The organism is Pseudomonas orientalis (assembly GCF_022807995.1).
Lineage (GTDB): Bacteria > Pseudomonadota > Gammaproteobacteria > Pseudomonadales > Pseudomonadaceae > Aquipseudomonas > Aquipseudomonas orientalis_B.
Genome location: NZ_CP094351.1, coordinates 611,844 through 637,260, shown reverse-complemented (window position 1 = coordinate 637,260; position 25,417 = coordinate 611,844). Strand labels below are relative to the sequence as shown.

Here is a 25,417-nt window from a genome sequence, read left to right as displayed (position 1 = left end):
CAACAAACATCGCAAATCCCCTGTGGGAGGGGGCTTGCTCCCGATTGCGGTGCATCAGTAACAGACATCCTGACTGACAGACTGCTATCGGGAGCAAGCCCCCTCCCACATTTGGATTGTGATTCAGTCATTTTTATTGGGGAAACGCCGCAGGTCGAGGGTCATTGGCAATTCATCGTTCACCACCACAGTCGGCACAGGGAGCTTGCCCGGACTATGCCCCAAGCGGAAGAACCGCGCCATCCGCCGGCTCTCGGCTTCGTTGGCATTCACCGGCAAGCTGTCGTAATTGCGCCCACCCGGATGGGCCACATGGTACTGGCAGCCACCCAGCGAGCGCTGCATCCAGGTATCCAGCAGGTCGAACACCAGCGGCGCGTGCACGGCGATAGTCGGCTGCAGGCAGTTGGCCGGTTGCCAGGCGCGGTAACGCACGCCGGCGACAAATTCGCCGACGCGGCCGGTCGGCTGCAGCGGCACCGGGATGCCATTGCAGGTCAGCACATAACGCTGCGGCGCCAAGCCGCTCAACTTCACTTGCAGGCGCTCCAGGGACGAGTCCACGTAGCGCACCGTACCGCCCACCGCGCCCTCCTCGCCCAACACATGCCAGGGTTCAAGGGCCTGGCGCAGCTCCAGCTCGATGCCATTGACGGCATAGTCGCCAACCTTGGGGAAACGAAATTCCAGGTGCGCAGCAAACCATTCGGCGCGCAGCGGATAACCGGCGGCGTTGAGTTCGGCGATCACATCAGCGAAATCCTGCTCGATAAAGTGCGGCAACAGGAAACGGTCGTGCAGTTCTGTGCCCCAGCGAGTCAGTTTCGGCGGCGCATAGGGTTCACGCCAGAAACGTGCAACCAAGGCGCGCAACAGCAATTGTTGGGTCAGGCTCATGCGCGCATGGGGCGGCATCTCAAATGCGCGCAGTTCCAGCAAGCCCAGGCGGCCGGTTGCGCCATCCGGCGAGTAGAGTTTGTCGATGCAGAATTCGGCGCGGTGGGTGTTACCCGTCACGTCGATCAGCAGGTTGCGCAGCAGGCGGTCGACCAGCCAGGGCAGGCATTCTTGGCCGGGCGCAGGCATTTGTGCAAACGCGATTTCCAGCTCATACAGCGCATCGTTGCGTGCCTCATCCACCCGCGGTGCCTGGGAAGTCGGCCCGATAAAAAGGCCGGAAAACAGGTACGACAGCGATGGATGGTTATGCCAGTAGCTGATCAGGCTGCGCAGCAGATCGGGCCGGCGCAGGAAGGGTGAATCCTTGGGTGTGGCGCCACCGAGCACAAAGTGGTTGCCGCCGCCGGTGCCGGTATGGCGACCGTCGATCATGAACTTTTCGGTGGTCAGGCGGGTTTGCCGCGCCTCTTCGTAGAGGAACTCGGTGCGCTCCACCAACTCGTCCCAGGTGGCGGACGGCTGCACGTTGACCTCGATCACGCCTGGGTCCGGCGTCACCCGGAAGTTGCTCAGGCGCGTATCCGAAGGCGGCTCGTAGCCTTCCAGCAGCACCGGGCAATGCAGTTCTTCGGCGGTCGCCTCGATGGCGGTCACCAGCTCCAGGTAATCCTCGACACGCTCCAAAGGCGGCATAAACAGGTACAGCCGCCCTTCCCGCGCTTCGGCGCACAGCGCAGTGCGGGTCAGCCAGTCGGCGGATTCATCGACCTGCGGCACGCGTTCATCGCTCGGGGCAGGCTCGCCATGGCTGCGCAGTTGTGGGGCGGTCGGCAGCGGCGGTTGGTCCTGATTCGGGTCGGTCGGATGCACAAACGGATATTCCGCTGCCGTCACCCACGGCTGCGAGGCCAGCGGCAGCCGATAACCCAGCGGCGAATCACCCGGCACCAGGCGGCAATGGTTGTCGCGCAGGTACCAGCGCCCGCTCTGCCAGCGATCGTTGGCGGCGGTACGCGCCAGCGGCAGCACCTGGCCAATGACTTTATCCAGGCCTTGGCTGAAGACTTTGCGCAGGCGCTCGCGCTCCAGATCATCGCTCAGGCGCGGGTCCTGGGCGGTGACGTTTTGCGGTAGCGCACCTTCGCGCCACAGGTAGTAGAAATTGTCTTCAAATGCCGGAAATACAAAGCGGGCTGGCAACTTGAGACGCTCGGCGACACTGGCCAGGAAGCGCCCGGCCAGCACGCTATCCGCGCCATAGTCGGCTTGCTCATCGGCGAGCAACGCGCTGTTGTGCCAGATCGGCACGCCGTCGCGGCGCCAGTAGCAGTTCAGGGACCAGCGCGGCAACTGCTCGCCGGGGTACCACTTGCCCTGGCCGAAATGCGCGAGGCCCTGCGGCGCGTAGTGCCTGCGCAGGCGCTGGAACAGCTCAGCGGACAGGCGGCGCTTGTCCGGGCCCAGGGCGGCGGTATTCCATTCGGCGCCGTCGGGGTCGTCGATAGAGACGAAGGTCGGTTCGCCGCCCATGGTCAGGCGTACATCGTCCCTGAGCAGGTCGGCATCGATCTGCCGGCCCAGGGCCTGGATCGCCAGCCATTGCTCTTCGGTGTAGGGCCTGGTGACACGTGGTGCTTCCCAAATGCGCTGCACCGACATCTCGTGGGTAAACTCGCACTCGCACGGCTCAACCAAGCCACTGATCGGTGCAGCAGAAGACGGATCCGGACTACAGGCCAACGGAATATGCCCTTCACCGGCAAACAACCCGGAGGTGGCGTCCAGGCCGATCCAGCCGGCGCCGGGCAGATACACTTCGCACCAGGCGTGCAGGTCGGTGAAGTCCACGTCGGTGCCGGAGGGGCCATCCAGTGCTTTGACATCAGCGGTGAGCTGGATCAGATAGCCGGAGACAAACCGCGCCGCCAGCCCGAGATTGCGCAGCAGTTGCACCAGCAGCCAGGCCGAGTCGCGGCAGGAGCCGCAAGCGTTTTCCAGGGTGAACTCCGGGGTTTGCACGCCCGGTTCCATGCGGATCAGGTAGCCGATATCGGCAGCCAGGCGCTGATTGAGTCCGACCAGAAAATCCACGGCTGGCAACGGCGTACGGTCGATACCGGCCAGGTAGGCGGCAAACTTCGGCGTCAGCGGCAAGGTTTCCAGGTAGGGCGCCAGCTCGCGCTGCTCATCGGCGGCATAGCTGAAAGGGATGTTCTCGGCGTAGGGCTCGAGGAAAAAGTCGAATGGGTTGAATACCGCCATCTCGGCGACCAGGTCGACCTCAACGCGCAGTTCGTCAGTCTTTTCCGGAAACACCAGACGCGCCAGGTAATTACCCTGGGGGTCTTGCTGCCAATTGATAAAATGCTGCTCGGGCAGCACCTTCAGCGCGTAGGACAGTATCCGCGTGCGGCTATGGGGCGTCGGGCGCAAACGCACAATTTGCGGGCCCAGTTCGACAGCACGGTCGTAGCGGTAATGCGTAACGTGGTGCAACGCGACATGAATCGACACGGCGGCCTCCTGCGAGCCAGGGCATGGGCACAACGCGCGCAAGACTTATGCCAGAGCGGCAGTCATTGCGCTTTATCGTGGGAACCGCCGCAGTACAGCACTAAAACAGCGCCAAGGTTGCAACCATGGTGCGGCCGCTGCACGTATTTGTGGCGCCGGCGCCGCGACAGGTGGTGAATCTACCCAGTCAACGGTGTTTATGTTGGGCAGTCATGGCCTGGCGCAGGCGGCGGACTTCGACCAGTTTGCGGCGCATTTCGCGGTGGCGTTTGCTGTTGAGCAGTAGCAACCCGAGCAGCGGGAACAGCAGGCTCAATCCATAGGACAGAGGATGAGGACCAAAGGCAGTAGTGGGCAGTACCGCCAGAATACAGAGGGCGAGCAGCGCCACCAGCGGCCATACCCACTGCGGTCGCCCGCGGGCGATCATGAAATTGCACTGCACGATGCCCCACGTCAGCGCGAGGCCACCCAGGAAGGAGTACTTGAGGTTGTCGTCCATCGGCAAGCGAGGGAAATAACTGTCGAAAATCAGTGGCACCGCAAACACAAGACTGAACACCGCCGCGAAAATCGCACCCATGAAGACCGGAAAGTACTGCGCCAGAAAACTGCGAATACCCGGTAGCTCATTCATCGCGCATTTCCTCATACAGCCCCACGGCAATGGTGCGCACATTTCCCGAAATTGCGCTGCCGGTAAAACCGATGGCCGCGCCCAATGCATCCTGTATCTGGGTCACCGTCCCATGCTTGACCTGGGCGGGCGTGAACCGCTTGGTCGCCTCGCCGGACAGTTGCTTCAACTTGAGCATTTTGGCGCTCATGCGCGGGTCCTTGATGCTGAGCAGCTCCTTGGTAAGCTTGGCGCGCTCTTGCCGGTTCAATCCTCGCAGCACGTCCCGCACGCTTTTTCCGGTGGTCGCCTGGTTCAACCGCACCAGTTTTACCGTGGTCAACGTCGATGCACCGACCCCGATCAACGACGCCGCGTCCAGCGCGATCATCGTGTACTGGTACCACTCGGAGCTATCAAGCTTGTCATTTTTGGAGGGGTCGCTGATCTCATTGCTGACGCGGTAGCCACTGGCAAAACACTGGAGCGTGCTGGCCGTGGCAGCGGTATAGCCGATGGCCGTAATCACTGTGCTGGCGCCCGCCGTGAACGGCACAGCAACGGTGCCGCTGAGCACAACGATCCAACCGATGATCGCGCCCGCGCAGGATAGGGAGGTGTTGATCGCCTCCCCCACCAGGCGCGATTCGCGGGGGTTGTCCTGGACCTGTTGCACAAACTGCGCCGGGGCGATGTATTTCTGCGCCTCACGCAAAATAATGCGCTTGGGGGCAATACTGCAGATAGGCTGGAACTCACGCAGGGTTACCACGTTGAAGTCGGCGTCGATATACACCACGCCCGCACCAACAATGCCAGGGTCTGCGTCAATGGCCGCAAACAGCCGTGGCAGGTTGATCTGGCTTTCAATGCGCTGGCGCGCCATGAACTGGGAGCGGTTGAAATCCATGCCGATGCTGAGCAGGGGGTTGCTCATGGGGGTACTCTTCCTTGAAGGGGGGTGACGGAACTGACGCTATCGGGGGCAAGCCCCCTCCCACATTTTGAATGTCTTCACACATCAAAGTGTGGGGAGGGGGCTTGCCCCCGATAGCAATCTGATAGGCGCCACCATACCAAACGGGCTCACCACCGACTAGAAATCAAAACGCCAGCACGAAGCTGGCGTTTTGCATATCAGGCTGCGATCAACGCGGCACCACCGGCTTGCGCGCAGGCTTGCCGCCCTTGCCCTTGGCCGCATCGGTACGTTCCTTCGCCGCCTGCTTGTTGCGCGCCTGAGCCGCCGCCTTGGCTTGCTCACGCTTGTCCCACGGGTTGCTGCCGTCACTGCCACGCGGCGGAAGGCCGGTGTGCTGGGTGAGGATTCTGGTGGTGGTTTCCTTGGCGACCTTGTGGCTGCCGGCCGGCGTCGAGTTCTTGCGACGCGCGCTCTGGTAGCTGTCGGTGCTCGGCTGATGCAGCGGGATCAACTGGTCCTTGCCCGGCCCGATCAGGTCGGCGCGGCCCATGCGGGTCAGCGCTTCACGCAGCATCGGCCAGCCTTTCGGGTCGTGATAGCGCAGGAACGCCTTGTGCAGACGGCGTTGTTCTTCGCTCTTGACGATGGTCACCGCGTCACTCTTGTAGGTGACCTTGCGCAGCGGGTTCTTGCCCGAGTGGTACATCGCGGTGGCGGTGGCCATCGGCGACGGGTAGAACGCCTGCACCTGGTCGGCGCGAAAGCCATTGCCCTTGAGCCACAGGGCCAGGTTCATCATGTCTTCATCGGTGGTGCCGGGGTGGGCGGCGATGAAGTACGGGATCAGGTACTGCTCCTTACCCGCTTCCTTGGTGTACTTCTCGAACATGCGCTTGAACTTGTCATAGCTGCCGATGCCCGGTTTCATCATCTGGTTGAGCGGACCTTCCTCGGTGTGTTCCGGGGCGATCTTGAGGTAACCACCGACGTGGTGGGTCACCAGTTCCTTGACGTATTCCGGCGACTCGACGGCGAGGTCGTAGCGCAGGCCGGAGGCGATCAGGATTTTCTTCACACCCGGCAACGCACGGGCGCTGCGGTACAGCTGGATCAAGGAGGAGTGGTCGGTGTTCAGGTTCGGGCAGATGCCAGGGAACACGCACGACGGCTTGCGGCACGCGGATTCGATTTCCGGGCTCTTGCAGGCAATGCGGTACATGTTCGCGGTCGGCCCGCCGAGGTCGGAGATCACGCCGGTAAAGCCCGGGACCTTGTCGCGGATCTCTTCGATCTCGCGAATGATCGACTCTTCGGAACGGTTCTGGATGATGCGGCCTTCGTGCTCGGTGATCGAGCAGAAGGTGCAGCCGCCGAAGCAGCCACGCATGATGTTCACCGAGAAACGGATCATGTCGTAGGCCGGAATCTTCTCCTTGCCGTACGCCGGGTGCGGTACGCGGGCGTAAGGCATGCCGAACACATAGTCCATTTCTTCGGTGGTCATTGGAATGGGCGGCGGGTTGAACCACACGTCCACTTCGCCGTGCTTCTGCACCAGGGCGCGGGCGTTGCCCGGGTTGGTTTCCAGGTGCAACACGCGGTTGGCGTGGGCATACAGCACCGCGTCGCCACGGACCTTTTCCACCGAGGGCAGGCGGATCACGGTCTTGTCGCGGGTCATGCGCGGGCTGGCCAGGATCTGCACGACCTTGGCTTCCTCAGGATCATCCACCGGGCCTTTTTCCTGCTCGATGGCGCAGGCCTGGGTGTCCTGGGTGTTGACGTACGGGTTGATGATCTTGTCGACCTTGCCCGGCCGGTCGATGCGCGTGGAGTCCACTTCGTACCAACCGGCTGGCGTATCACGGCGGATGAACGCCGTACCGCGCACATCAGTAATGTCTTCGATCTTGTGCCCCCACGACAGGCGCTGGGCAACTTCGACGATGGCCCGCTCGGCGTTGCCGTACAGCAGGATATCGGCGGTGGCGTCGATCAGGATCGAATTGCGCACGCGGTCCTGCCAGTAGTCGTAGTGAGCAATACGACGCAGGGAAGCTTCGATACCGCCGAGTACGATCGGCACGTTCTTGTAGGCTTCCTTGCAACGCTGGCTGTACACCAGGCTCGCGCGGTCCGGGCGTTTGCCGGCCATGCCGCCTGGGGTATAGGCGTCATCGGAGCGGATTTTCTTGTCGGCGGTGTAGCGGTTGATCATCGAGTCCATGTTGCCGGCCGCGACGCCGAAGAACAGGTTCGGCTCGCCGAGCTTCATGAAGTCGTCTTTGGACTGCCAGTTCGGCTGGGCGATGATTCCGACGCGAAAGCCCTGGGACTCCAGCAGCCGGCCGATGATCGCCATGCCGAACGACGGATGGTCAACGTAGGCATCACCGGTGACGATGATGATGTCGCACGAATCCCAGCCAAGCTGATCCATCTCCTCCCTGCTCATCGGCAGGAATGGCGCAGGACCGAAACATTCGGCCCAGTACTTGGGATAGTCAAATAACGGCTTGGCTGTTTGCATGACGGTGACCGGTGTTGAGATGAAAAATCGCGGGCGCGGAATATAGCACAAAATTTGACCAATTCCGACGGCAGCGGTCGGCTTTTTCACCTCGCCGTACTGTCCGAGCGTTGCCTCGCACATATGTACCACCGCCCAGGCACTGCCCGTCGTAACGTCGCTCGTTTCCTGACCCGTGCCGCCAAGCCCACAGTGCCCGGCGTGCCTACCGCGAGCACCGAACATGACAACCCCTCCCAGCGCAGCCGACGAAACGGATACCCCGCTTGTACTGACCAGTGAAAGCTGGCAGCAACAACAGATTGTGCAACTGGTGCATGAGAACGTGAAAACGTTCATGGGCAAGCTCCCTCCAGAAGAGCAAAAGGAATACCTGCGCCTGTGCAAAGACCATGCTGAGCGCGAAAAAACCTTGAGCATCGCCCTCAATGACTTTTACAGCGACCTGAACAAACAACTGGTCGAGGCCCTGGAAAGCGCCTTGAAAAACAAAGCCGGCAAGCCCATCAATGCACAGACCACTTACCTCAAAACCCGGGTGAGGCAATTGCCTGTCGCCCTGGACGATCTGCCGGCCAATGACCGTCTGAGCGATCAAGTGCGTATCTTCAAAGAAGACCTCAGCGTGCGCGAGTATCAGCGCTCAATCACCTTACTGGAGGCCGCCTACCGCAACTTCGGCTTCACCGCCTACTTTTCCACCGAAGAACAGCGCGCCAGTTCCATCAGCGATACAGCCCTTAGCGTGAAAGACTTCGTGGCCGTGGCGCGCAGCGTCGATTTCGGCAAGCGCATCAATGACTACATCCAGGCCCAGTTCAGGAAGCGGCTGTCCAATGCGCTGTTCGGCCTGCAAGGTACCAAGTTGGTGATCGCCTTGAGAGATGCCTATCGCACCCAGGCATCCTGGAGCATCGGCGAGCAGGCGTTCAATGACCTTAAAACGTGGCTGTTCGATTCCAGCCTTCACTGGGAGCTGCATCAACTGGATGCCGGCGGCGACAAGATCGCCATGCCGTTTTTCACGCGGCGCTTTGAGTCGCCGGAAGGTGCCTGCGTCTACAGCTATTTCCCGGACCGCCCGAATGGTGCGCTGCGTCGCCATGGGTCTCAGCACGAAGCGGTCCAATCGCTGCAGGACCAGATTCGCAACGACGTGGGCCTTGAGCATTTCAATTGGTTCATGAAGGCCATCTCTCTGGACAATCAGGAGAAGCTGCGCACCTTTATCAAACCGCTCAAGGTCAACCGGGATGAGCTCTACTGGCATGCCCGAATCCTGTATGACCTGTTCGTCAGCAAAACTCCCAACCGGCAAAAACTGACGGTCGAGCGCTTCGCCACCGGCGCCCGTAGCCTGGCGCATACCTTGCCGGTCTACCATGGGTGGCCCATACAGGCGGACCTCAACCGGCTGGCGCGCACCAACAAAGTCGCCGACCGCGAGGCCGCCGAGGCCTTGGCCACCTACTTGGTCAGTGAAACCTTGTCGATGCTGCTGATTCCGGTGCCTGGCGGCGTCACGGGGTTAAGCAAAGTGATGCTGGTCGCGATGCTGGGTACCCTCGTCTACCAGACCTGGTCGGCGATTGCCGCACTGCGTCGCGGCCAGCAGGCCGAGTTGGTGCAGGCCGTGGGAGATATCTTCGATCTGTTGGTGGGCCTGCGTTTGCAGGGCGCGGCGGCCAAGTTGTCGGCACGCCGTACAGGCAAATTGATGAACGCGCTGGGCAACCCCAACTACGGTACCGCCGCCGATGGCAAACCGGCGTTGTGGTTCATCAACGACTACACACAGATCGCCCCCTCCTTCCTCGCGGGAGTTGAGCCAAACCCTCAGGGCCTATTTGAAAAAGGCAGCCTTAACTACATCAAGCTTGAGGTAGACAACCAGACCAGATTCGCCAGGGTCACCCTGGAAAAAAGCTCCGGGCGTTATCAGCTGGATACCGATCTCGCCGCCAGTGTTCGCCCCTATGTCACTTATTCGCCCAAGCAGGGGCGCTGGAACCTCGACCCCGTCGACACACGCGCCCTGAGCGAAGCCCAACTGCTGCAGCACATGATTTCGCCAAGCGAGCTGTCGATGACGCCGCAGGCCTGCCGGCGTGCATTGAATGTCGCAGGCATTGATCGTCAGGAGCTGCTGGACATCTGGTTCGGCCGCCAGCCCGTGCCGCCGACCTTGACGCAAGCCATTGAAAACCAGCACCTGCGCGAGGGGCTCGAGCAACTGCAAACGGCGCTCAAGCAGCGCGATGGCCGCCTGCCAACCCTTGCCGATAGAGCATTGCCCGCGTTGCTGGCGGACCTGGGCAGTTGCACGATCAACCTGTACACCGCCGACGGCAAAACGATGCTGTCGAGCCACACCCCGCCAGGCGCGGCCAATGCACCCACGCCAATCACCATCGACCTGCGCCAGGACGGCAGTGACCGTTATCGCCCCCTCGCAACCACCGCCTCGGTTGCCCCGCTTATGCAGCAAGTGCTGCACGAGCATGAACGGCTCGACCCGAAGAGCATCCTGGGCAAGACGGGCCGTGGCAGCGAAGATCAGCATCTGGAGAACCGCTTGCTTGGACTGAGGAAAAAACTCGGTGCGCACCTTGAGGCACACCATGAAGCGGTCTATGCAGCCCTGCGCACCGACCGCCTGCGCGAGCATCTGGGAGTAACCCATGAAGCCCGTCGATTTGCACCGACAGCGCTGCTTGATCAAACCTTCAGTGACAGCCCGGCAGTCCGCCTGTTGCGTCGGCGTTTCCCGCAGCTTTCCAGGCCCATGGCCGTCGACCTGCTCCAGCGGCACCCTTCATTACGCGACATCGGCCTCTATTCACCGCTGCACGCCCCGGTACGCGCCGCCATCTTCAAAAGCGTTGAGCAAAGCATCATTACCGAAGCCCTCGGCGCACTCTCGGACCCCAGCGGGCGAGGGCTCAATGCGCAAAGCGAGGCACTGTTCTGCCAATTGCTGACGCTGCTGCCGGACTGGTCAAGCGACGTTGGTGTTCAGGTGTATCAAGGCAACGTCGACCCGGCCGGAACCATCACTCGTCGTGGTCCGCTGCTGGACACCTATGGCAGCGAGGACGCCGACAGCATGATCATGCTGGTCAAGTCCGGCAATCGATACGCCGCTTACCTGGCGCACAACGGCGAACTGCAACCCGCTGCGAAGGGCGAAAACAGTTTGCTCAGCGCCACCTTGCACAGTTTGACCGACGCACAGCGCACTGCGCTTGGGCGTAAAATCCACGACGTCGATGGGCTCGCGCAGGACATACTCCAACAGGCCCGCGTGCAACAGGCACACTTGCCGGAGTTCCTGATTGCCTCGCGGGAGTTACCGCTGTCGAGCCAAAGCCTCAGTGCTTTTCGCATCGTCTACAAGCAACTGCCGGACAATGCCGACGCCGACGGCATTCATGCGTTGAGCGAGCGCAACTATGTGAGTATCGATGGCGGCATCTATCAGGTCATGTTCGACCGTGACGCCTCCACTGCCACCGGCAAAGTCTGGCGTATCGTCAAGCCAGACGACCCGGTTGCCCAGGATGAAGGCAACCTCTACAACAGCAGCCGTGCCGGAGAAAGTCACGCCATCACCCGCAATGCCGCGAATGTCTGGGTCAGCGCCGTCGTGGGTGCGCAAGGCGGCGTGCGGGGGCCGGGGCATGAGTGGAGTTTTTTCCGGCAACTCTCGGACCAGGCCGCCGCCGCCACCAATCGCCTGCGCAACCCGCAAAGCCGCGTACGCAAACTGTTCCCCATTTTCACCGATGAACAGGTCAGCACCTTTGTGCAATCGCTGGGGGACAACGTCACAGGCGAGCTGACGCGAAGGGAAACCGAATACAGAACCCTGCGCAACGCATTGAAGGCATGGCGGCAAACGACCACATCCGAAACCGCAGCCTGGAAGAAAACGCTCACCGACGAGATCAAGCGTTGCTGGCGACGTGAAACCGGGACGACACTCAAACTGGCGTCGATAACCTCAGCGCTTCCAGCGCTGAACGCTGATTTCAGCCATGTACGCGAACTTGATCTGGTGTCGGTCAACTGGACGGAGGCGGCCGATACCCTCATTGGCAACTTCCCCAACATTGAGCGCCTGCGCATCACGCAGTCCAAGCTCGACAAACTCCCCACAGCGGTCAGTGACATGCGCCACTTGACCACTTTGAATCTGAGTTCGAATCAGGTCCGCCTGGATGCACAGAGCGTGGAAAAACTCGCGGCACTTACCCTGCTCGAACACTTGAACCTCTCGGACAACCCTTTGGAAACAACCCCCGACTTGAGCGCCATGGCGAACCTGAAAACCCTGGATCTCAATAAGACCGGGATCAATCAATGGCCTAAAGGTTTGCTGGGCAAGCCTGGCCTGAGCAGCGTCGACCTGCGCAGCAACCAGTTGCGCGCGGTTCCCGAGGCCCACCTCAAGCCACCGGCTGATCAACTGGACGCTATTGTACGGGTCAATAACGTCATGCTGCTGCAAGGCAATCCCTTCCCCGCCCAGTACTGGCGCAAATTCGACCGGTACTGGCGCGACCTCAGTGAAAACCATGCGCAACTGATCGAAGGCGTCATCGACGCCGCGTTTGACTGTGGCAGCCCACGGGTTGAACGCTATCGCCGGATGTTCCCGAACAAAAGCCTGAAGCAATCCCGGGAGTTTCTGTGGAGTTTCCCCAACGGCGCGGCAGCGGTGGAGGTGGATCGGCTGGAGCTGGAGTTCAACCTGCTCCAGGCGCAGCTGGATGCGTGGACCTTCTCGGGCGGTGGCCAACGGCAGACCTATATCCGCGCAGGCCAACTGGCGGCAAATGCCGCGCATCACAGTGACCGAAACACTGCCCGGGAACGTATCTTGAGTTGCTGGCGCAGGGAAACACCCCAGATGCTGGCCAATGACGGCACGCCTATCGGCCTGGAGCTTGACCTCAGCCGCCTGACACTGCCCAGCCTGCCGGACCTGGACGCGGACTTCAGCCATGTCGGCTCGCTCAAACTGAACAACATGAACCTGAGCACTTCTCCGGAGGGTTTCCTGACCCGATACCGGCACGTGCGCTGGCTGAACCTTGCCAACAATCAGCTCCGAGAGCTGCCGCCGGCGTTGGGTGAAATGCACGGGCTTACACGTATTTTTTTACAGAACAACCAGATTCGCCTGACCCCGGACACCGCGCGCATCCTGTCGGAACGCACCACCCTCAGAGCCCTGTGGATGCAAAACAATCCACAACTGGGCCTCACCCCCGATTTCAGCCAAATACCGGATATACGCTCGCTCGATCTCTCCAATACAGGCATCGATACCTGGCCTGCGGGCTTGTTAGAGCAACCTTCGCTGGACAAGATCAACCTGAGCGGGAATCGGATCACCGAGATTCCCGACACCCTCATTGCACCCACCGACGCACTCCTGGCGCAGTCGGGGAGGATCAGCAATGTGACCGACGTCGCCGGCAACCCCTTATCCGCGGACACCCTGAATCGGGTCGCCGATTACGGAGAGCGACTCTTGGCCGCCGGCATTACACAAATCGGACTACCGAACTTTCTGGTAGCGACCAGCGCGCAGGCCCAGCGTGTCGCAGGGTTCAGAGCGCGAGGCGACGATTCTTTCAGGCGGTTGACCAATGGCCTGGCCTCAGACAAGGTTCGCGCAAGACGAACACAATGGAATGCGTTACGCGAACAAGCAGGCGCAGAACCTTTCTTCGACCTGCTCAAACGCCTGGAACAATTGGGCACCGGCCAGGAGGATTACCGGCGTCGGGTCTGGGAACTGATCGACGCCATCACCGAAAACAACCCGGAATCCGAAAAGCTGCGTCAGGAAATTTTCGACCGTGCCGGCGAGCCGGCCTGCTGTGACCGTGCGGCGTTCTCCTTTGGCAATCTGGAAATCACTGTACTCGCCTACCGCGCTCGCACGCAGGCGATGGATCAGTCACAAGGCGCACAGTTATCGACACTGTCCAGAGGCTTGTTCCGCTTGCATGAAGTGGACAGGATCGCCTCGCAAGACATTCAGCGCAGCGAAGCGATCATCAATGACCCTCAGGTTTCAGAGGCGCAGAAACAGCCCCACCGTGAGCGTCTGCGTGAAGAAGTCGAGATCAGGCTGGCCTATCGCTACGGCCTCAAGGATCGCCTCCAATTGCCGGGGCAGCCTGAGCAAACACGCTTCACCCATATGGGCCAAGTCACTCAGGCGATGCTGGACAGCGCCTATGAAAGCGTCGTGGCGCTGGATAATTCGCCTGAGGAGTTCCAGGCACTGGTGTCCAGAGAATTCTGGCAAGTTTATGTCATCAACAAACACCAGCCGCAATTCGAAACCCAGCGTCAGCCCTTTCAGGAGCGCCTGGAGGCCCTTCGCGAGAGTTTTACCGCAGGGGCACTGTCAGAAGCCGACTATAAGGAGCAAACCGACAACCAACAGGCACTGCTTGTAATTGAAGAGGCCCAGTTGATTCAGACGCTGACCCGCCAGGAGCTGGCCGAATGACCTGAGCCAGTCGTTACTCGTCGTCGTCGAAGTTATAACTGCCCGGCGCCAGGTTTTCAAAGCGCGTGTACTTGCCGATGAACGCCAGGCGGATAAAGCCGATGGGGCCGTTACGCTGCTTGCCGATGATGATTTCGGCAATGCCTTTGTGTTCCGTTTCGGGGTGATACACCTCGTCGCGGTACACGAACATGATCACGTCGGCGTCCTGCTCGATGGCTCCGGATTCACGCAAGTCGGAGTTCACCGGGCGCTTGTTGGGGCGTTGTTCCAGGGAACGGTTGAGCTGGGACAGCGCCACCACCGGGCAGTTGAATTCCTTGGCCAGGGCTTTCAGGGAACGGGAGATTTCGGAAATCTCGTTGGTGCGGTTGTCGCCGCTCGAACCCGGGATCTGCATCAACTGCAGGTAGTCGATCATAATCAGGGCGATGTCACCGTGTTCACGCACCAGGCGGCGGGTACGTGCGCGCATCTCTGAAGGGCTGATACCGGCGGTGTCATCGATGAACAGCTTGCGGTCGTTGAGCAGGTTGACCGCCGAAGTCAGGCGTGGCCAATCGTCGTCTTCCAATTGGCCGGAACGCACCTTGGTCTGGTCGATACGGCCCAGGGACGAAAGCATACGCATGATCAGCGATTCGCCCGGCATCTCGAGGGAGTACACCAGCACCGCCTTGTCGCTGCGCAGTACGGCGTTTTCCACCAGGTTCATCGCGAAGGTGGTCTTACCCATCGACGGACGGCCGGCGACGATGATCAAGTCGGACGGCTGCAGGCCGCTGGTCTTTTCGTCGAGGTCGGTGTACCCGGTGGAAATACCGGTAATCGCAGCATCGGTGTTGAACAAGGTATCGATACGGTCGATGGCTTTGGTCAGCAGGTCGTTGACGCTGACCGGCCCGCCGGTTTTCGGGCGGGCTTCGGCAATCTGGAAGATCTGGCGCTCGGCCTCGTCGAGAATCTCAGCGGCGGTGCGACCTTCGGGGTTGAAGGCGCTGTCGGCGATTTCAGTGCTGATGCCGATCAACTGGCGCAGGGTGGCGCGCTCGCGGACGATCTGCGCATACGCCTTGATGTTGGCGACGGACGGCGTGTTCTTCGCCAGTTCACCGAGGTAGCCGAGGCCGCCGACCTGGGAGGTCTGGCCTTCCTTGTCCAGTTGTTCGGCCAGGGTCACCACGTCGATCGGTGAGTTCTGGTCGGCCAGCTTGGCGATGGCGCGGAAGATCAGGCGGTGGTCATGGCGATAGAAGTCACCGTCCGAGACTTGATCCAGCACGCGTTCCCAGGCGTTGTTGTCCAGCATCAAACCACCGAGCACGGCCTGTTCGGCCTCGATGGAATGCGGCGGCACCTTCAGGGCAGCGGTTTGCAGATCGTATTGCTCAGGAGCGGAGATTTCGTTCATGGCCACTTGAAATTTGGGGTGTGTAAAAAAACAAAAGGCACGACCTGTAAACAGGATCGTGCCCGATGTTAACCGGCTGGCACACGAGGTGCCAGTCAGTTAGGTGCGACTTAAGCTGCTACCACGACAACGCGTACGGTGGCTTCAACTTCGGCGTGCAGGTGCACGGCTACGTCGAATTCGCCTACGTTGCGGATGGTGCCGTTCGGCAGACGAACTTCGCTCTTCTGCACTTCAACGCCGGAGGCGGTCAGTGCATCAGCGATGTCGTGGGTGCCGATCGAACCGAACAGCTTGCCTTCGTCACCGGCGGTGGCAGTGATAGTCACTTCCAGCTCAGCCAGTTGGGCAGCGCGAGTTTCGGCCGACGCTTTTTTGTCTGCTGCGGCTTTTTCCAGCTCAGCACGACGCTCTTCAAACGCAGCCAGGTTGGCAGCGGTTGCAGCGGTGGCTTTGCCGTATGGCAGCAGGTAGTTACGACCGTAGCCGGCCTTAACGTTCACTTTGTCGCCCAGGTTGCCCAGGTTGGCGACTTTTTCCAGAAGGATCAGTTGCATGTGAAAATCCTCTAACTTTTAACCTTCACCGTTCGCGCTATCGGCATCTTTCGACGCCAGACGTCCGCGAAAATCAATCAGGCCGTCGACAATGGCCAAGACCACGAGTAACGGATAGATCAGCTGCATGAACAGCAACAGCGTGACGTACAACCCCACCAGCCAGAACCTGGCCAGGCGCTTTCGCGCCACCAGCCCGTGAATCAGGGCCAGCCCGGCAAACACCAGCGGTACGCTGCAAATCGGCGCCAGCAAGGCCATCTGTGGACCGAAGTTCGGTCCGACAACCATGCACGCCAGCAGCAACATCGCCGGTCCCGCAGGGATTCTGATACTGCGAAACTCGCGACCAAAACCACCCGGGTTGTACAACAACGCCTGCCAATAACGCCCAAGAATCAGGCTCAGCACGCTGACGACCTGCAACAGAGCCGCAATCAGGCCGGTCAGGACCGGCGCAATCAGTGACGCAAAACGCGCTCGCTCATCTACCGACAAATGCTGGTAGAGATCCCCGAGGGCCAGCGGCAGGATCTTGACGATTTCCTGCGCCAGCGCCTCGATTTGCGGGCGGAAAGCCGCGCCAAGCATCACTGAGTACACCAACCCCACTGCCACGCTGACCAGCAGCGTACGGACCCAGGACTCACTTGCGCGTAAAACCAACGCAAGGCTCGATGACCCCAGCAGTACCAGAAGTACCCGTGGATCACCCATTTGCAGCCACCAGATCAAGGCCGGCAACAAACCCAGGGCAAGAACGCCAAGGGCGTCCTTCAAACCGCGCCGCAGGAGCACAAGGCAACCTGCGGCAGCACCCAACCAATAAAGCAACGGCAATGCCGCACAGCCAGCCACTACCAGAGTGGCCTGCATACGACCGCGCATGATGAACTCAGCTAAGGCGCGCATGCATTCAATCCCTTACTACTTGTCGACTGCCCGGTCTCAGCGGCCGTGGCTGTCGGTGTAGGCCAGCAGGGCCAGGAAGCGGGCGCGCTTGATAGCGGTGGCCAGCTGACGCTGATAACGTGCTTTGGTACCGGTGATACGGCTTGGAACGATTTTGCCGGTCTCGGATACGTAGGCTTTCAGAGTGTTGAGATCTTTGTAATCGATCTCTTTCACGTCTTCAGCGGTGAAGCGGCAGAATTTACGACGACGGAAGAAACGTGCCATTTGATAGGCTCCTTAAAAGGTCCGTGGATTACTCGTCAGCGTTATCGCTGTTGTCGCTGTCATCACTATCAGCGCTATCAGCGCCTTCGTGCTCAGGACGGTCGCGACGCTCACGGCGCTCACTGCGGTTTTCTTCAGCCTTGAGCATCTCGGATTGGCCGGTAACGGCTTCTTCGCGACGGATGACCAGGTTACGGATCACTGCATCGTTGTAGCGGAAGTTGTCTTCCAGCTCGGCCAGGGCCTTGCCGGTGCATTCAACGTTCAGCATCACGTAGTGAGCCTTGTGAACATTGTTGATTGCGTAGGCCAGTTGACGACGGCCCCAATCTTCCAGACGGTGGATTTTGCCGCCGTCTTCTTCGATCAGCTTGGTGTAACGCTCAACCATGCCGCCGACTTGCTCGCTTTGATCCGGGTGGACCAAAAAGATGATTTCGTAATGACGCATGAATGCTCCTTACGGGTTGTAGCCTGCCGCTCAAAAACGGTCAGACAAGGAGTGAATGACACTTATGGATCTTGCCGCAGGGGAGGCACATGCGTGCCTGCCAGGTGGGCAAGGGGCGCAATTGTAGAGAAGGGGGAGAACGGGCGCAAGGTGATTGGTGATTATTTGAACAATCTCCCAAACACCACAAAATTAAATGTGGGAGGGGGCTTGCCCCCGATTGCGGTGTATCAGTCAACTAATGTTTAGCTGACACACTGCTATCGGGGGCAAGCCCCCTCCCACATTTTGCTGCTATATCAAGCTTAGAATTACTTCTTGGCCTTGGCCTTGGCACCGCGCTGACGCCGGGCTTCGAACAGGCATACGCCCGTCGCCACCGACACGTTCAGGCTGCTGACGCTGCCGGCCATCGGCAGGTGCACCAGGTAATCGCAATGCTCGCGGGTCAAGCGACGCATGCCCTTGCCTTCGGCGCCCATGATCAGGATGGTCGGGCCGGTGAGGTCCTGGTCGTAGATGCTGACTTCGGCTTCGCCTGCCGTGCCGACAATCCACAGGCCGCGCTGCTGAAGCTTCTCCAGGGTGCGCGCCAGGTTGGTCACGGCCACCAGTGGAATCACTTCCGCCGCGCCGCAGGCCACTTTACGCACGACCGGCGTGAGGGTGGCCGACTTGTCTTTAGGCACGATCACCGCCAGCGCGCCGGCCGCATCCGCCGAACGCAGGCAGGCGCCGAGGTTGTGCGGATCGGTCACGCCGTCCAGCACCAGCAACAACGGCGCGCCTTCGGTACGGTCGAGCAGCTCGTCGAGCATGGCTTCGCCCCACACCTGGCTCGGGCTGACATCGGCAACCACGCCCTGGTGAACGCCTTCTACCCACACATCCATTTCACGGCGCTCAGCCTGGCCGATGGCAACCTTGTTCTGGGTGGCCAGTTCGACCAGCGCCTGCACGCGTGGCTCGCTGCGACCTTCCGCCAGCCACACTTGCTTGACGCGCTTGGGGTGGTGACGCAGCAGTGCTTCTACGGCGTGCACGCCGTAGATTTTTTCCAGACTCATGACTTGGCCTTAGGTTTGCGCGACCCGCCGCTTTTCGCAGGGGCCGAACCCGCTTTAGGCGGGCCTTTACGGTGTTTACTCGGTTTGCTCGACGGTTTTTCCGCCCCTTGGGACTTTCCCCCAGACGCCGCTTTACCACCGCTTTTGGCTTCGTTGAGCAGTTGCTGCTTCAGCTCGCGACTCTTGCGCAGCTCGGCATTTTTCGCCGCAGCATCGCTTGGGCGGTAGGCCTCAGGGGCCTTGTCCTTGGCCGAAGAACGACGCCCGGTCTTGGCAGGTGCAGGCTCGGTAGCCGTCTTCGTGCCGGAAGCCTTGCCTTTGGAAGCCGGCGCTGCGGTTTCGCTGCCACGCTTTTTACGGCCAGCCGGCTCTGCGGGCTTGTCAGGCATGCCGAAGTCGATCTTGCGCTCGTCCAGGTCGACACGCATGACCTGAACTTCCACGGTATCGCCCAGGCGGAAGCTGCGACCGGTGCGCTCGCCCGCCAGGCGGTGGTGCACAGGATCGAAGTGGTAGTAGTCACCCGGCAAGGCGGTGACGTGCACCAGGCCCTCGACGTAGATGTCGGTCAGTTCGACGAACAGGCCGAAGCCGGTCACGGCGGTGATCACACCCGGGAACGACTCGCCCACGCGGTCCTTCATGAACTCGCACTTGAGCCAGTTCACCACATCGCGGGTGGCTTCGTCGGCGCGGCGCTCGCTCATCGAGCACTGCTCGCCCAACTGCTCAAGGGCCGCTTCGTCGTACGGATAGATCCGTGCCTTCGGAATGGTCATGGCACCGGCGCGCTTGACGTGCGGGGTGTTCTGCTTGGAATGGATCACGCTGCGGATCGCCCGGTGCGTGAGCAAATCCGGGTAACGACGGATCGGCGAGGTGAAGTGGGTGTACGCCTCGTAATTGAGGCCGAAGTGACCCTGGTTATCGGCGCTGTACACCGCCTGGCTCAACGAGCGCAGCATCACGGTCTGGATCACGTGGTAATCCGGACGGTCCTTGATGCTTGCGAGCAATGCCTGGTAGTCCTTCGGCGTCGGACCATCCTTGCCTTTGTGCAGGGACAGGCCGAGTTCACCGAGGAAGGCGCGCAGTTTTTCCAGGCGCTCCGGCGGCGGACCATCGTGGACGCGGTACAACGCAGGAATCTCGTGCTTCTTCAGGAATTCCGCAGTGGCCACGTTGGCCGCCAGCATGCATTCCTCGATCAGCTTGTGCGCATCATTACGGGTGGTTGGGGTGATGGCAGCGATCTTGCGCTCGGAACCGAAGACAATCCGGGTTTCCTGGGTTTCAAAATCGATCGCGCCACGGGTGTGACGGGCGCCCAGCAGCACCTTGTACAGCGAGTAAAGCTGCTTGAGGTGCGGGACCACATCGGCATATTCGCTGCGCAGGGCCTTGGCTTCGCTGGTCTTCGGCGTTTCCAGGATGGTGCTGACCTTGTTGTAGGTCAGGCGCGCCTGGGAGTGAATCACCGCCTCATAGAACTGGTAGTCGGTCATTTCGCCGGTTTTCGAGATGGTCATCTCGCACACCATGGCCAAACGGTCGACTTTCGGGTTCAGCGAGCACAGGCCGTTGGACAGCTGCTCGGGCAGCATCGGGATCACGCGCTCAGGGAAGTACACGGAGTTGCCGCGCACCTGGGCCTCGTTATCCAGGGCCGAACCGATCTTCACGTAGCTGGACACGTCGGCAATCGCGACATACAACTTCCAGCCGCCGGAGAACAGGCGCAGCTTGCCCGGCTTGGCTTCACAGTAAACCGCATCGTCGAAGTCGCGGGCATCTTCGCCGTCGATGGTGACGAACGGCAGATGGCGCAGGTCGATGCGTTTTTCTTTGTCCTTGTCTTCAACTTCCGGCTTGAGCTTGGCGGCTTCCTTGAGCACGGCATCCGGCCAGACGTGAGGAATATCGTAGGTGCGCAGCGCCACGTCGATTTCCATGCCCGGCGCCATGTAGTTGCCGACCACCTCAACGATATCGCCCTGAGGCTGGAAGCGCGCAGTCGGCCAGTGGGTGATTTTCACCTCGACAAACTGGCCAACCTTGGCGGCGCCATTGCGGCCCGGGGTGATCAGCACTTCCTGCTGGACCTTCGGGTTGTCCGGCACAACGAAGCCGATACCGCCTTCTTCGAAGTAACGGCCGACGATGGATTCGTGGGCGCGGGACACCACTTCGACGATCACGCCTTCGCGACGACCACGACGGTCCAGGCCGGAAACACGCGCCAGGGCACGGTCGCCGTCGAACACCAAGCGCATCTGCGCCGGGCTCATGAACAGGTCGTCACTGCCGTCATCCGGGATCAGGAAGCCGAAGCCGTCCCGATGGCCGGCGATGCGGCCCAGGATCAGGTCAAGCTTGTCGACCGGCGCGTAGGTGCCACGGCGGGTGTAGATCAACTGAGCATCGCGCTCCATCGCACGCAGACGGCGGCGCAGGGCTTCGAGCTGGTCTTCGGTGGTCAGACCGAACTCTTCAACCAGCTGCTCGCGGCTAGCAGGCGAACCACGATCGGCGAGGTGCGCCAGGATCAGTTCGCGGCTAGGAATAGGGTTTTCATATTTTTCCGCTTCACGAGCGGCCTCGGGATCGAGGGACTGCCAATCGGCCATTAGAGAGTTTTCACCTTGTCTATATGCGGGTTAGTTTGGCATACGCGTATTGAAACGGGAAATTTCAGACGTCATCAAGCCTTTTAAAGCCCTTTGCAGCCCCCGGCGCGCACCTTGCACGACCATTGGCGAAATTTTCCAGGCTTTTTTCATGGCAGGGGTTTACAGCGCAAATGTCGCTCCGTATAGTGCGCGCCATCGACGACGGCAACGTTGTCAGATAATGCCCAGGTGGTGAAATTGGTAGACACGCCAGCTTCAGGTGCTGGTGATCGCAAGGTCGTGGAAGTTCGAGTCTTCTCCTGGGCACCAAATTCAGATCAAACCCGCGAAAGCGGGTTTTTTCGTTTCAGGCCTTTGATTTTTAACGGAAAAATTGATTTATATTTTTCGAATCAGGGGTTTACAGATCAAAACGCCCGCCGTATAGTTCGCCCCATCAACAGCGGCAACGTTGCTTGATAATGCCCAGGTGGTGAAATTGGTAGACACGCCAGCTTCAGGTGCTGGTGATCGCAAGGTCGTGGAAGTTCGAGTCTTCTCCTGGGCACCAAATTCAGATCAAACCCGCGAAAGCGGGTTTTTTCGTTTCCGGGGTTTGAAAAAAATCGGCGTGAAAACTTTCCCCCGCGATCACCCTCGATCCCGCACTTGAGAAGCTTTATCGTTTATCCTTGTAGTGATTTGTTGCACATAAGCGAGGAACACTTCGGATGATGATCCGCGATAACCGACTCAAGACATCCCTTCTGCGTGGCCTGACCCTTACCCTGCTCGGCCTGACTCTGCTCTCCCCCAACGCCTATTGCGCCGAAAAAATCTCCCTGACCCTCTACAACGGCCAGCACAAAGAAGTCGGCGATGAGCTCGCCAAAGCCTTTGAAGCCAAGACCGGCATTCACGTCAATGTACGCAAAGGCAGTAGCAACCAACTGGCCAGCCAGGTCGTCGAAGAAGGTGAGCGCTCCCCCGCCGACGTGATCTATACCGAAGAATCGCCGCCGCTGAACAAACTCGGCGAGCAAGGTTTATTGGCGAAGATCGATGCCAGCACCCTTGACGTGCTGCCCAAGGATTACGTCGGCAGCAATGGCGACTGGATGGGCGTTACCGCACGCACCCGCGTCGTCGCCTTCAACCCCAAGTTGATTGCCGAAAAGGACCTGCCCAAATCGGTGCTGGATTTCGCCGGTCCCGAGTGGCAAGGCAAGGTTGGCTTCGTGCCCACCAGCGGCGCACTCCAGGAACAGGCGGTGGCGATCATCAAGCTGCACGGGCGTGAAGCCGCCGAAGAATGGCTGACCGGCCTGCGCGCCTTCGGCAAGGTGTACAGCAATAATATGGTTGCGCTCAAAGCCGTGGAAAACGGTGAAGTGGCCACCGTGCTGGTGAACAACTACTACTGGTTTGCCTTGAAGAAAGAAAAAACCAACCTCGACTCCCAACTGCACTATTTCACCGACGGCGATGCCGGCGGCCTGATTACGGTGTCTTCGGCGGCCGCGCTGAAATCCAGCAAACACCCCAAGGAAGCCCAGCAACTGCTGGCCTTCATGGCCAGTGAAGAAGGCCAGCGCGTGATCACCAACACCTCGGCCGAATACCAGCTGCGCAAGGGCATGGAGTCCAGCCGTGGCCTCAAGCCTTTCAGCGAACTGCAACCGCCGAAAGTCACCCCTGCCGACCTGGGCAATGCCGAAGAAGCCCTGGAACTGGAACGTGACGTTGGCTTGAACTGATGACCCCATTGCCCAGCGCTGCAGGCTTTCGCCCCCGACGCAAACGCCCTTCAATCTGGCTGCTGTTGCCGGTGCTGTTCCTGGTTGGCCTGAGCCTGCTGCCACTGGCGTATGTCGGGCTCAAGGCCTGGCAGGCCGGCTGGGCACAGGCGGTGCATCTGCTATGGCGGCCTTATGTCTTCGGGCTGCTGCGCAACACCCTGTCGTTGATGGTCGGCGTGACGGTTGTGTGCGGCGTGGTCGGCCTGTCCCTGGCCTGGTTGCTGGAACGCAGCAACCTGCCGGGGCGGCGCATCTGGGGCGTGATCCTGTGCCTGCCGTTTGCGGTGCCGGCGTTTGTCAGCAGCTTCACCTGGGTGTCGCTGAGCGCCAACTTCGAAGGCCTCGGCGGCGCGATCCTGGTGATGAGCCTGTCCAAATATCCGCTGGTGTTCCTGCCGGTGGCGGCGACATTACGTAACCTGGACCCGTCGCTGGAGGAATCGGCGCGCACTCTGGGATTGAGCCGCTGGAGGGTATTCCTGCACGTCACCCTGCCGCTGCTGTGGCCGTCGCTGCTGGCCGGCGCGCTGTTGATTGCCCTGCACATGCTGGTGGAGTTCGGCGCCCTGTCGATCATCGGCCTGCAGACCTTCACCACGGCGATCTACCAGCAGTTCGAACTGGAGTTCAGCAACGCCAATGCCGCGATGCTCTCGGCGGTGCTGCTGGCGATGTGCCTGAGCTTGTTGTGGCTGGAGCTGCGCGTGCGCGGCAAGGGTCGTCATGTGCGGATCGGCCAGGGTGCAGCACGACATGCCGAACAGGTTCGACTGGGCAAGTGGGCGCCATTGGGTCAATTGTATTGCCTGGCACTTGCGATCATTGGCAGTGGCATCCCACTGGGCATGCTCGGGTATTGGTTGGCAGTCGGTTCGTCGGCTGCGTTTCCGATGGCCGAGATCGGTGAGGCACTGCTGTCATCCCTGGCGCTCTCGCTGGGCGGCGCCGCACTGTGCCTGGTACTGGCAGTACCGGTTGGGCTGCTGGTGGTGCGCTACAAAGGGCAGTTGGCGATATGGGCCGAACGCCTGCCGTATCTACTGCATGCCCTGCCCGGCCTGGTGATTGCATTGACCCTGGTGTATTTCGCACTGCATTACGTGCCGGCGCTGTATCAGACGTCGGCGTTATTGCTGATTGCTTATGCGCTACTGTTTTTGCCGTTGGCACAGGCGCCTATTCGCACAGCGCTGAACAAGGCTGCGCCGCAATTGGAAGAGGCCGCGCGCACGCTCGGCGCATCGTCGTTCAGTGCTTTTTGCCGGGTGACGCTGCCGATTATTTTTCCGGCATTGGGGGCGGCGTTTGCGCTGGTGTTTCTGGATGCGATGAAGGAGCTGACGGCCACCTTGCTGTTGAGCCCTACGGGGCTGAATACCTTGGCGACGGCCGTGTGGGCGCATACCTCGAATGTCGAGTTTGCGGCGGCGGCGCCTTATGCGGCGTTGTTGATTCTGGTGTCGGGGTTGCCGGTTTATTTGCTTACGACGCGGATGTATCTGAGTCGCTGAGACCGCTATCGGGGGCAAGCCCCCTCCCACATTTGGAATGCGTTCCCATGTGGGAGGGGGCTTGCCCCCGATGAGGCCGGCACAGGCAACGCTAAGCCCTGAACTGCCCCAGACTCGCCTTCAACTGCGCCGCCAACCCATCCAGCACCTTGCCACTGGCCGTCGTCTCCACCACCGCCTGCGCCGCACGCTCAGCCTGAGCATGAATCACCTCGACCCGCCCACGCACCGCATGCGCACCTTGCGCCTGATGCTCTGCCGCACGCGTCGCCAGGCCGATCGCCGCATGCACCTGCTCCACCGAAGCCTGTACCGTCTGCTGCAAGCGCACGCTGTCGCGCAACACCCGTAGCCCTTCGTCCGCCTGGCGCCCGGCTTTGCCGATGGTTTCCACGGCCTCACGCGCGCCTTGCTGCAACGCCACGATATGCGCCTGAATGTCTCCCGTGGAGCTTTGAGTCTTGCTCGCCAGCGCACGCACCTCGTCCGCGACCACGGCAAAGCCCCTTCCGGTTTCGCCAGCACGGGCCGCTTCAATGGCCGCATTGAGCGCCAGCAGGTTGGTTTGCTCGGCGATGCCGTGAATCACCGTCAGTACCACTTCAATCTGCTCGCTTTGCTGGGCCAAACGCTCGATGACCTGGGAACCGGCCTGAACCTGTCCTGCCAACGCCTCGATCAAGCCGCCGACTTCAGCCGAGGTACGTGAGTTCTCATCCGTGGCCAGGCGAATATCCACCACCTGCTGCAAAGCCGCCTGCATCGCGTGGCTCTCGGCCTGGGCCTCGTCGGCCATTTGCTCAAGGGCACGCAAACTCT

The 25,417-nt window shown here is 60.6% G+C and carries 15 protein-coding genes and 2 tRNA genes; 5 read left to right on the top strand and 12 right to left on the bottom strand.

The window, feature by feature from the left end; translation table 11 throughout:
- Positions 1 to 123: 123 nt before the first annotated feature.
- The 4 genes from MRY17_RS02595 to MRY17_RS02580 form a co-directional block, all read right to left on the bottom strand.
- Positions 124 to 3,414 (bottom strand): DUF2126 domain-containing protein, encoded by a 3,291-nt coding sequence (locus MRY17_RS02595; protein ID WP_243353251.1) that lies wholly within the window; start codon positions 3,412 to 3,414, stop codon positions 124 to 126.
- Positions 3,415 to 3,601: 187 nt separating this feature from the next.
- Positions 3,602 to 4,051 carry a hypothetical protein gene (locus MRY17_RS02590; protein ID WP_181285345.1) on the bottom strand — a complete coding sequence of 150 codons (450 nt, stop codon included), beginning with the start codon at positions 4,049 to 4,051 and terminating at the stop codon, positions 3,602 to 3,604.
- Positions 4,044 to 4,967 carry an NAD synthetase gene (locus MRY17_RS02585; RefSeq protein ID WP_181285346.1) on the bottom strand — a complete coding sequence of 308 codons (924 nt, stop codon included), beginning with the start codon at positions 4,965 to 4,967 and terminating at the stop codon, positions 4,044 to 4,046. The genes MRY17_RS02590 and MRY17_RS02585 overlap by 8 nt, the downstream gene beginning before the upstream one ends.
- 211 nt (positions 4,968 to 5,178) lie before the next feature.
- Positions 5,179 to 7,482: a YgiQ family radical SAM protein gene (locus MRY17_RS02580; RefSeq protein WP_191953162.1), complete on the bottom strand. Its 2,304-nt coding sequence runs from the start codon at positions 7,480 to 7,482 to the stop codon at positions 5,179 to 5,181.
- Positions 7,483 to 7,705: 223 nt separating this feature from the next.
- On the opposite strand from MRY17_RS02580, the gene MRY17_RS02575 reads away from it, so the two are divergent.
- Positions 7,706 to 14,014 (top strand): NEL-type E3 ubiquitin ligase domain-containing protein, encoded by a 6,309-nt coding sequence (locus MRY17_RS02575; RefSeq protein WP_243353250.1) that lies wholly within the window; start codon positions 7,706 to 7,708, stop codon positions 14,012 to 14,014.
- Between the two features lie 13 nt (positions 14,015 to 14,027).
- Here MRY17_RS02575 and dnaB read toward each other — a convergent pair whose 3' ends face one another.
- From dnaB to rnr, 7 genes are all read right to left on the bottom strand, one after another.
- Complete coding sequence (dnaB, locus tag MRY17_RS02570) at positions 14,028 to 15,425, bottom strand: replicative DNA helicase (RefSeq protein WP_003188079.1); 1,398 nt, start codon at positions 15,423 to 15,425, stop codon at positions 14,028 to 14,030.
- A gap of 110 nt (positions 15,426 to 15,535) precedes the next feature.
- Positions 15,536 to 15,982 carry a 50S ribosomal protein L9 gene (gene rplI, locus MRY17_RS02565; protein WP_003171376.1) on the bottom strand — a complete coding sequence of 149 codons (447 nt, stop codon included), beginning with the start codon at positions 15,980 to 15,982 and terminating at the stop codon, positions 15,536 to 15,538.
- Between the two features lie 18 nt (positions 15,983 to 16,000).
- A complete protein-coding gene (locus MRY17_RS02560) occupies positions 16,001 to 16,894 on the bottom strand; it encodes a hypothetical protein (RefSeq protein ID WP_181285348.1) in 894 nt (297 codons plus the stop codon).
- Positions 16,895 to 16,930: 36 nt separating this feature from the next.
- Entirely contained in the window at positions 16,931 to 17,161 is a 231-nt protein-coding gene (gene rpsR, locus MRY17_RS02555) for a 30S ribosomal protein S18 (protein ID WP_002551829.1), read from the bottom strand.
- Between the two features lie 28 nt (positions 17,162 to 17,189).
- Complete coding sequence (gene rpsF, locus MRY17_RS02550) at positions 17,190 to 17,612, bottom strand: 30S ribosomal protein S6 (protein ID WP_003236224.1); 423 nt, start codon at positions 17,610 to 17,612, stop codon at positions 17,190 to 17,192.
- Between the two features lie 311 nt (positions 17,613 to 17,923).
- Positions 17,924 to 18,679 carry a 23S rRNA (guanosine(2251)-2'-O)-methyltransferase RlmB gene (gene rlmB, locus MRY17_RS02545; RefSeq protein ID WP_057724256.1) on the bottom strand — a complete coding sequence of 252 codons (756 nt, stop codon included), beginning with the start codon at positions 18,677 to 18,679 and terminating at the stop codon, positions 17,924 to 17,926.
- Positions 18,676 to 21,306 carry a ribonuclease R gene (gene rnr, locus MRY17_RS02540; protein WP_243353249.1) on the bottom strand — a complete coding sequence of 877 codons (2,631 nt, stop codon included), beginning with the start codon at positions 21,304 to 21,306 and terminating at the stop codon, positions 18,676 to 18,678. Before rnr ends, rlmB begins: the two co-directional genes overlap by 4 nt.
- 225 nt (positions 21,307 to 21,531) lie before the next feature.
- Here rnr and MRY17_RS02535 point away from each other — a divergent pair.
- The 4 genes from MRY17_RS02535 (at position 21,532) to MRY17_RS02520 (ending at position 24,598) form a co-directional block, all read left to right on the top strand.
- A tRNA-Leu gene (locus MRY17_RS02535) sits at positions 21,532 to 21,618 on the top strand.
- 154 nt (positions 21,619 to 21,772) lie between these two features.
- Positions 21,773 to 21,859, top strand: a tRNA-Leu gene (locus MRY17_RS02530).
- A 160-nt stretch (positions 21,860 to 22,019) separates the two neighbouring features.
- Positions 22,020 to 23,045 carry an extracellular solute-binding protein gene (locus tag MRY17_RS02525; protein ID WP_243353248.1) on the top strand — a complete coding sequence of 342 codons (1,026 nt, stop codon included), beginning with the start codon at positions 22,020 to 22,022 and terminating at the stop codon, positions 23,043 to 23,045.
- Positions 23,045 to 24,598, top strand: a complete 1,554-nt coding sequence (locus tag MRY17_RS02520; RefSeq protein WP_181285351.1) for an ABC transporter permease — start codon at positions 23,045 to 23,047, stop codon at positions 24,596 to 24,598. The genes MRY17_RS02525 and MRY17_RS02520 overlap by 1 nt, the downstream gene beginning before the upstream one ends.
- Positions 24,599 to 24,689: 91 nt before the next feature.
- Here MRY17_RS02520 and MRY17_RS26545 read toward each other — a convergent pair whose 3' ends face one another.
- Entirely contained in the window at positions 24,690 to 25,394 is a 705-nt protein-coding gene (locus MRY17_RS26545) for a methyl-accepting chemotaxis protein (RefSeq protein WP_411566711.1), read from the bottom strand.
- Positions 25,395 to 25,417 lie beyond the last annotated feature (23 nt).

Bases quoted from the DNA above. Each gene is read 5' to 3' on its own strand.
- MRY17_RS02575 (WP_243353250.1), top strand. From the start codon at position 7,706: ATGACAACCCCTCCCAGCGCAGCCGACGAAACGGATACCCCGCTTGTA.
- MRY17_RS02525 (WP_243353248.1), top strand. From the start codon at position 22,020: ATGATGATCCGCGATAACCGACTCAAGACATCCCTTCTGCGTGGCCTG.
- MRY17_RS02560 (WP_181285348.1), bottom strand. From the start codon at position 16,894: ATGCGCGCCTTAGCTGAGTTCATCATGCGCGGTCGTATGCAGGCCACT.
- MRY17_RS26545 (WP_411566711.1), bottom strand. From the start codon at position 25,394: ATGGCCGACGAGGCCCAGGCCGAGAGCCACGCGATGCAGGCGGCTTTG.
- MRY17_RS02590 (WP_181285345.1), bottom strand. From the start codon at position 4,051: ATGAATGAGCTACCGGGTATTCGCAGTTTTCTGGCGCAGTACTTTCCG.
- rpsF (WP_003236224.1), bottom strand. From the start codon at position 17,612: ATGCGTCATTACGAAATCATCTTTTTGGTCCACCCGGATCAAAGCGAG.
- rlmB (WP_057724256.1), bottom strand. From the start codon at position 18,679: ATGAGTCTGGAAAAAATCTACGGCGTGCACGCCGTAGAAGCACTGCTG.
- rpsR (WP_002551829.1), bottom strand. From the start codon at position 17,161: ATGGCACGTTTCTTCCGTCGTCGTAAATTCTGCCGCTTCACCGCTGAA.
- rnr (WP_243353249.1), bottom strand. From the start codon at position 21,306: ATGGCCGATTGGCAGTCCCTCGATCCCGAGGCCGCTCGTGAAGCGGAA.
- MRY17_RS02580 (WP_191953162.1), bottom strand. From the start codon at position 7,482: ATGCAAACAGCCAAGCCGTTATTTGACTATCCCAAGTACTGGGCCGAA.
- MRY17_RS02585 (WP_181285346.1), bottom strand. From the start codon at position 4,967: ATGAGCAACCCCCTGCTCAGCATCGGCATGGATTTCAACCGCTCCCAG.
- rplI (WP_003171376.1), bottom strand. From the start codon at position 15,982: ATGCAACTGATCCTTCTGGAAAAAGTCGCCAACCTGGGCAACCTGGGC.
- dnaB (WP_003188079.1), bottom strand. From the start codon at position 15,425: ATGAACGAAATCTCCGCTCCTGAGCAATACGATCTGCAAACCGCTGCC.
- MRY17_RS02520 (WP_181285351.1), top strand. From the start codon at position 23,045: ATGACCCCATTGCCCAGCGCTGCAGGCTTTCGCCCCCGACGCAAACGC.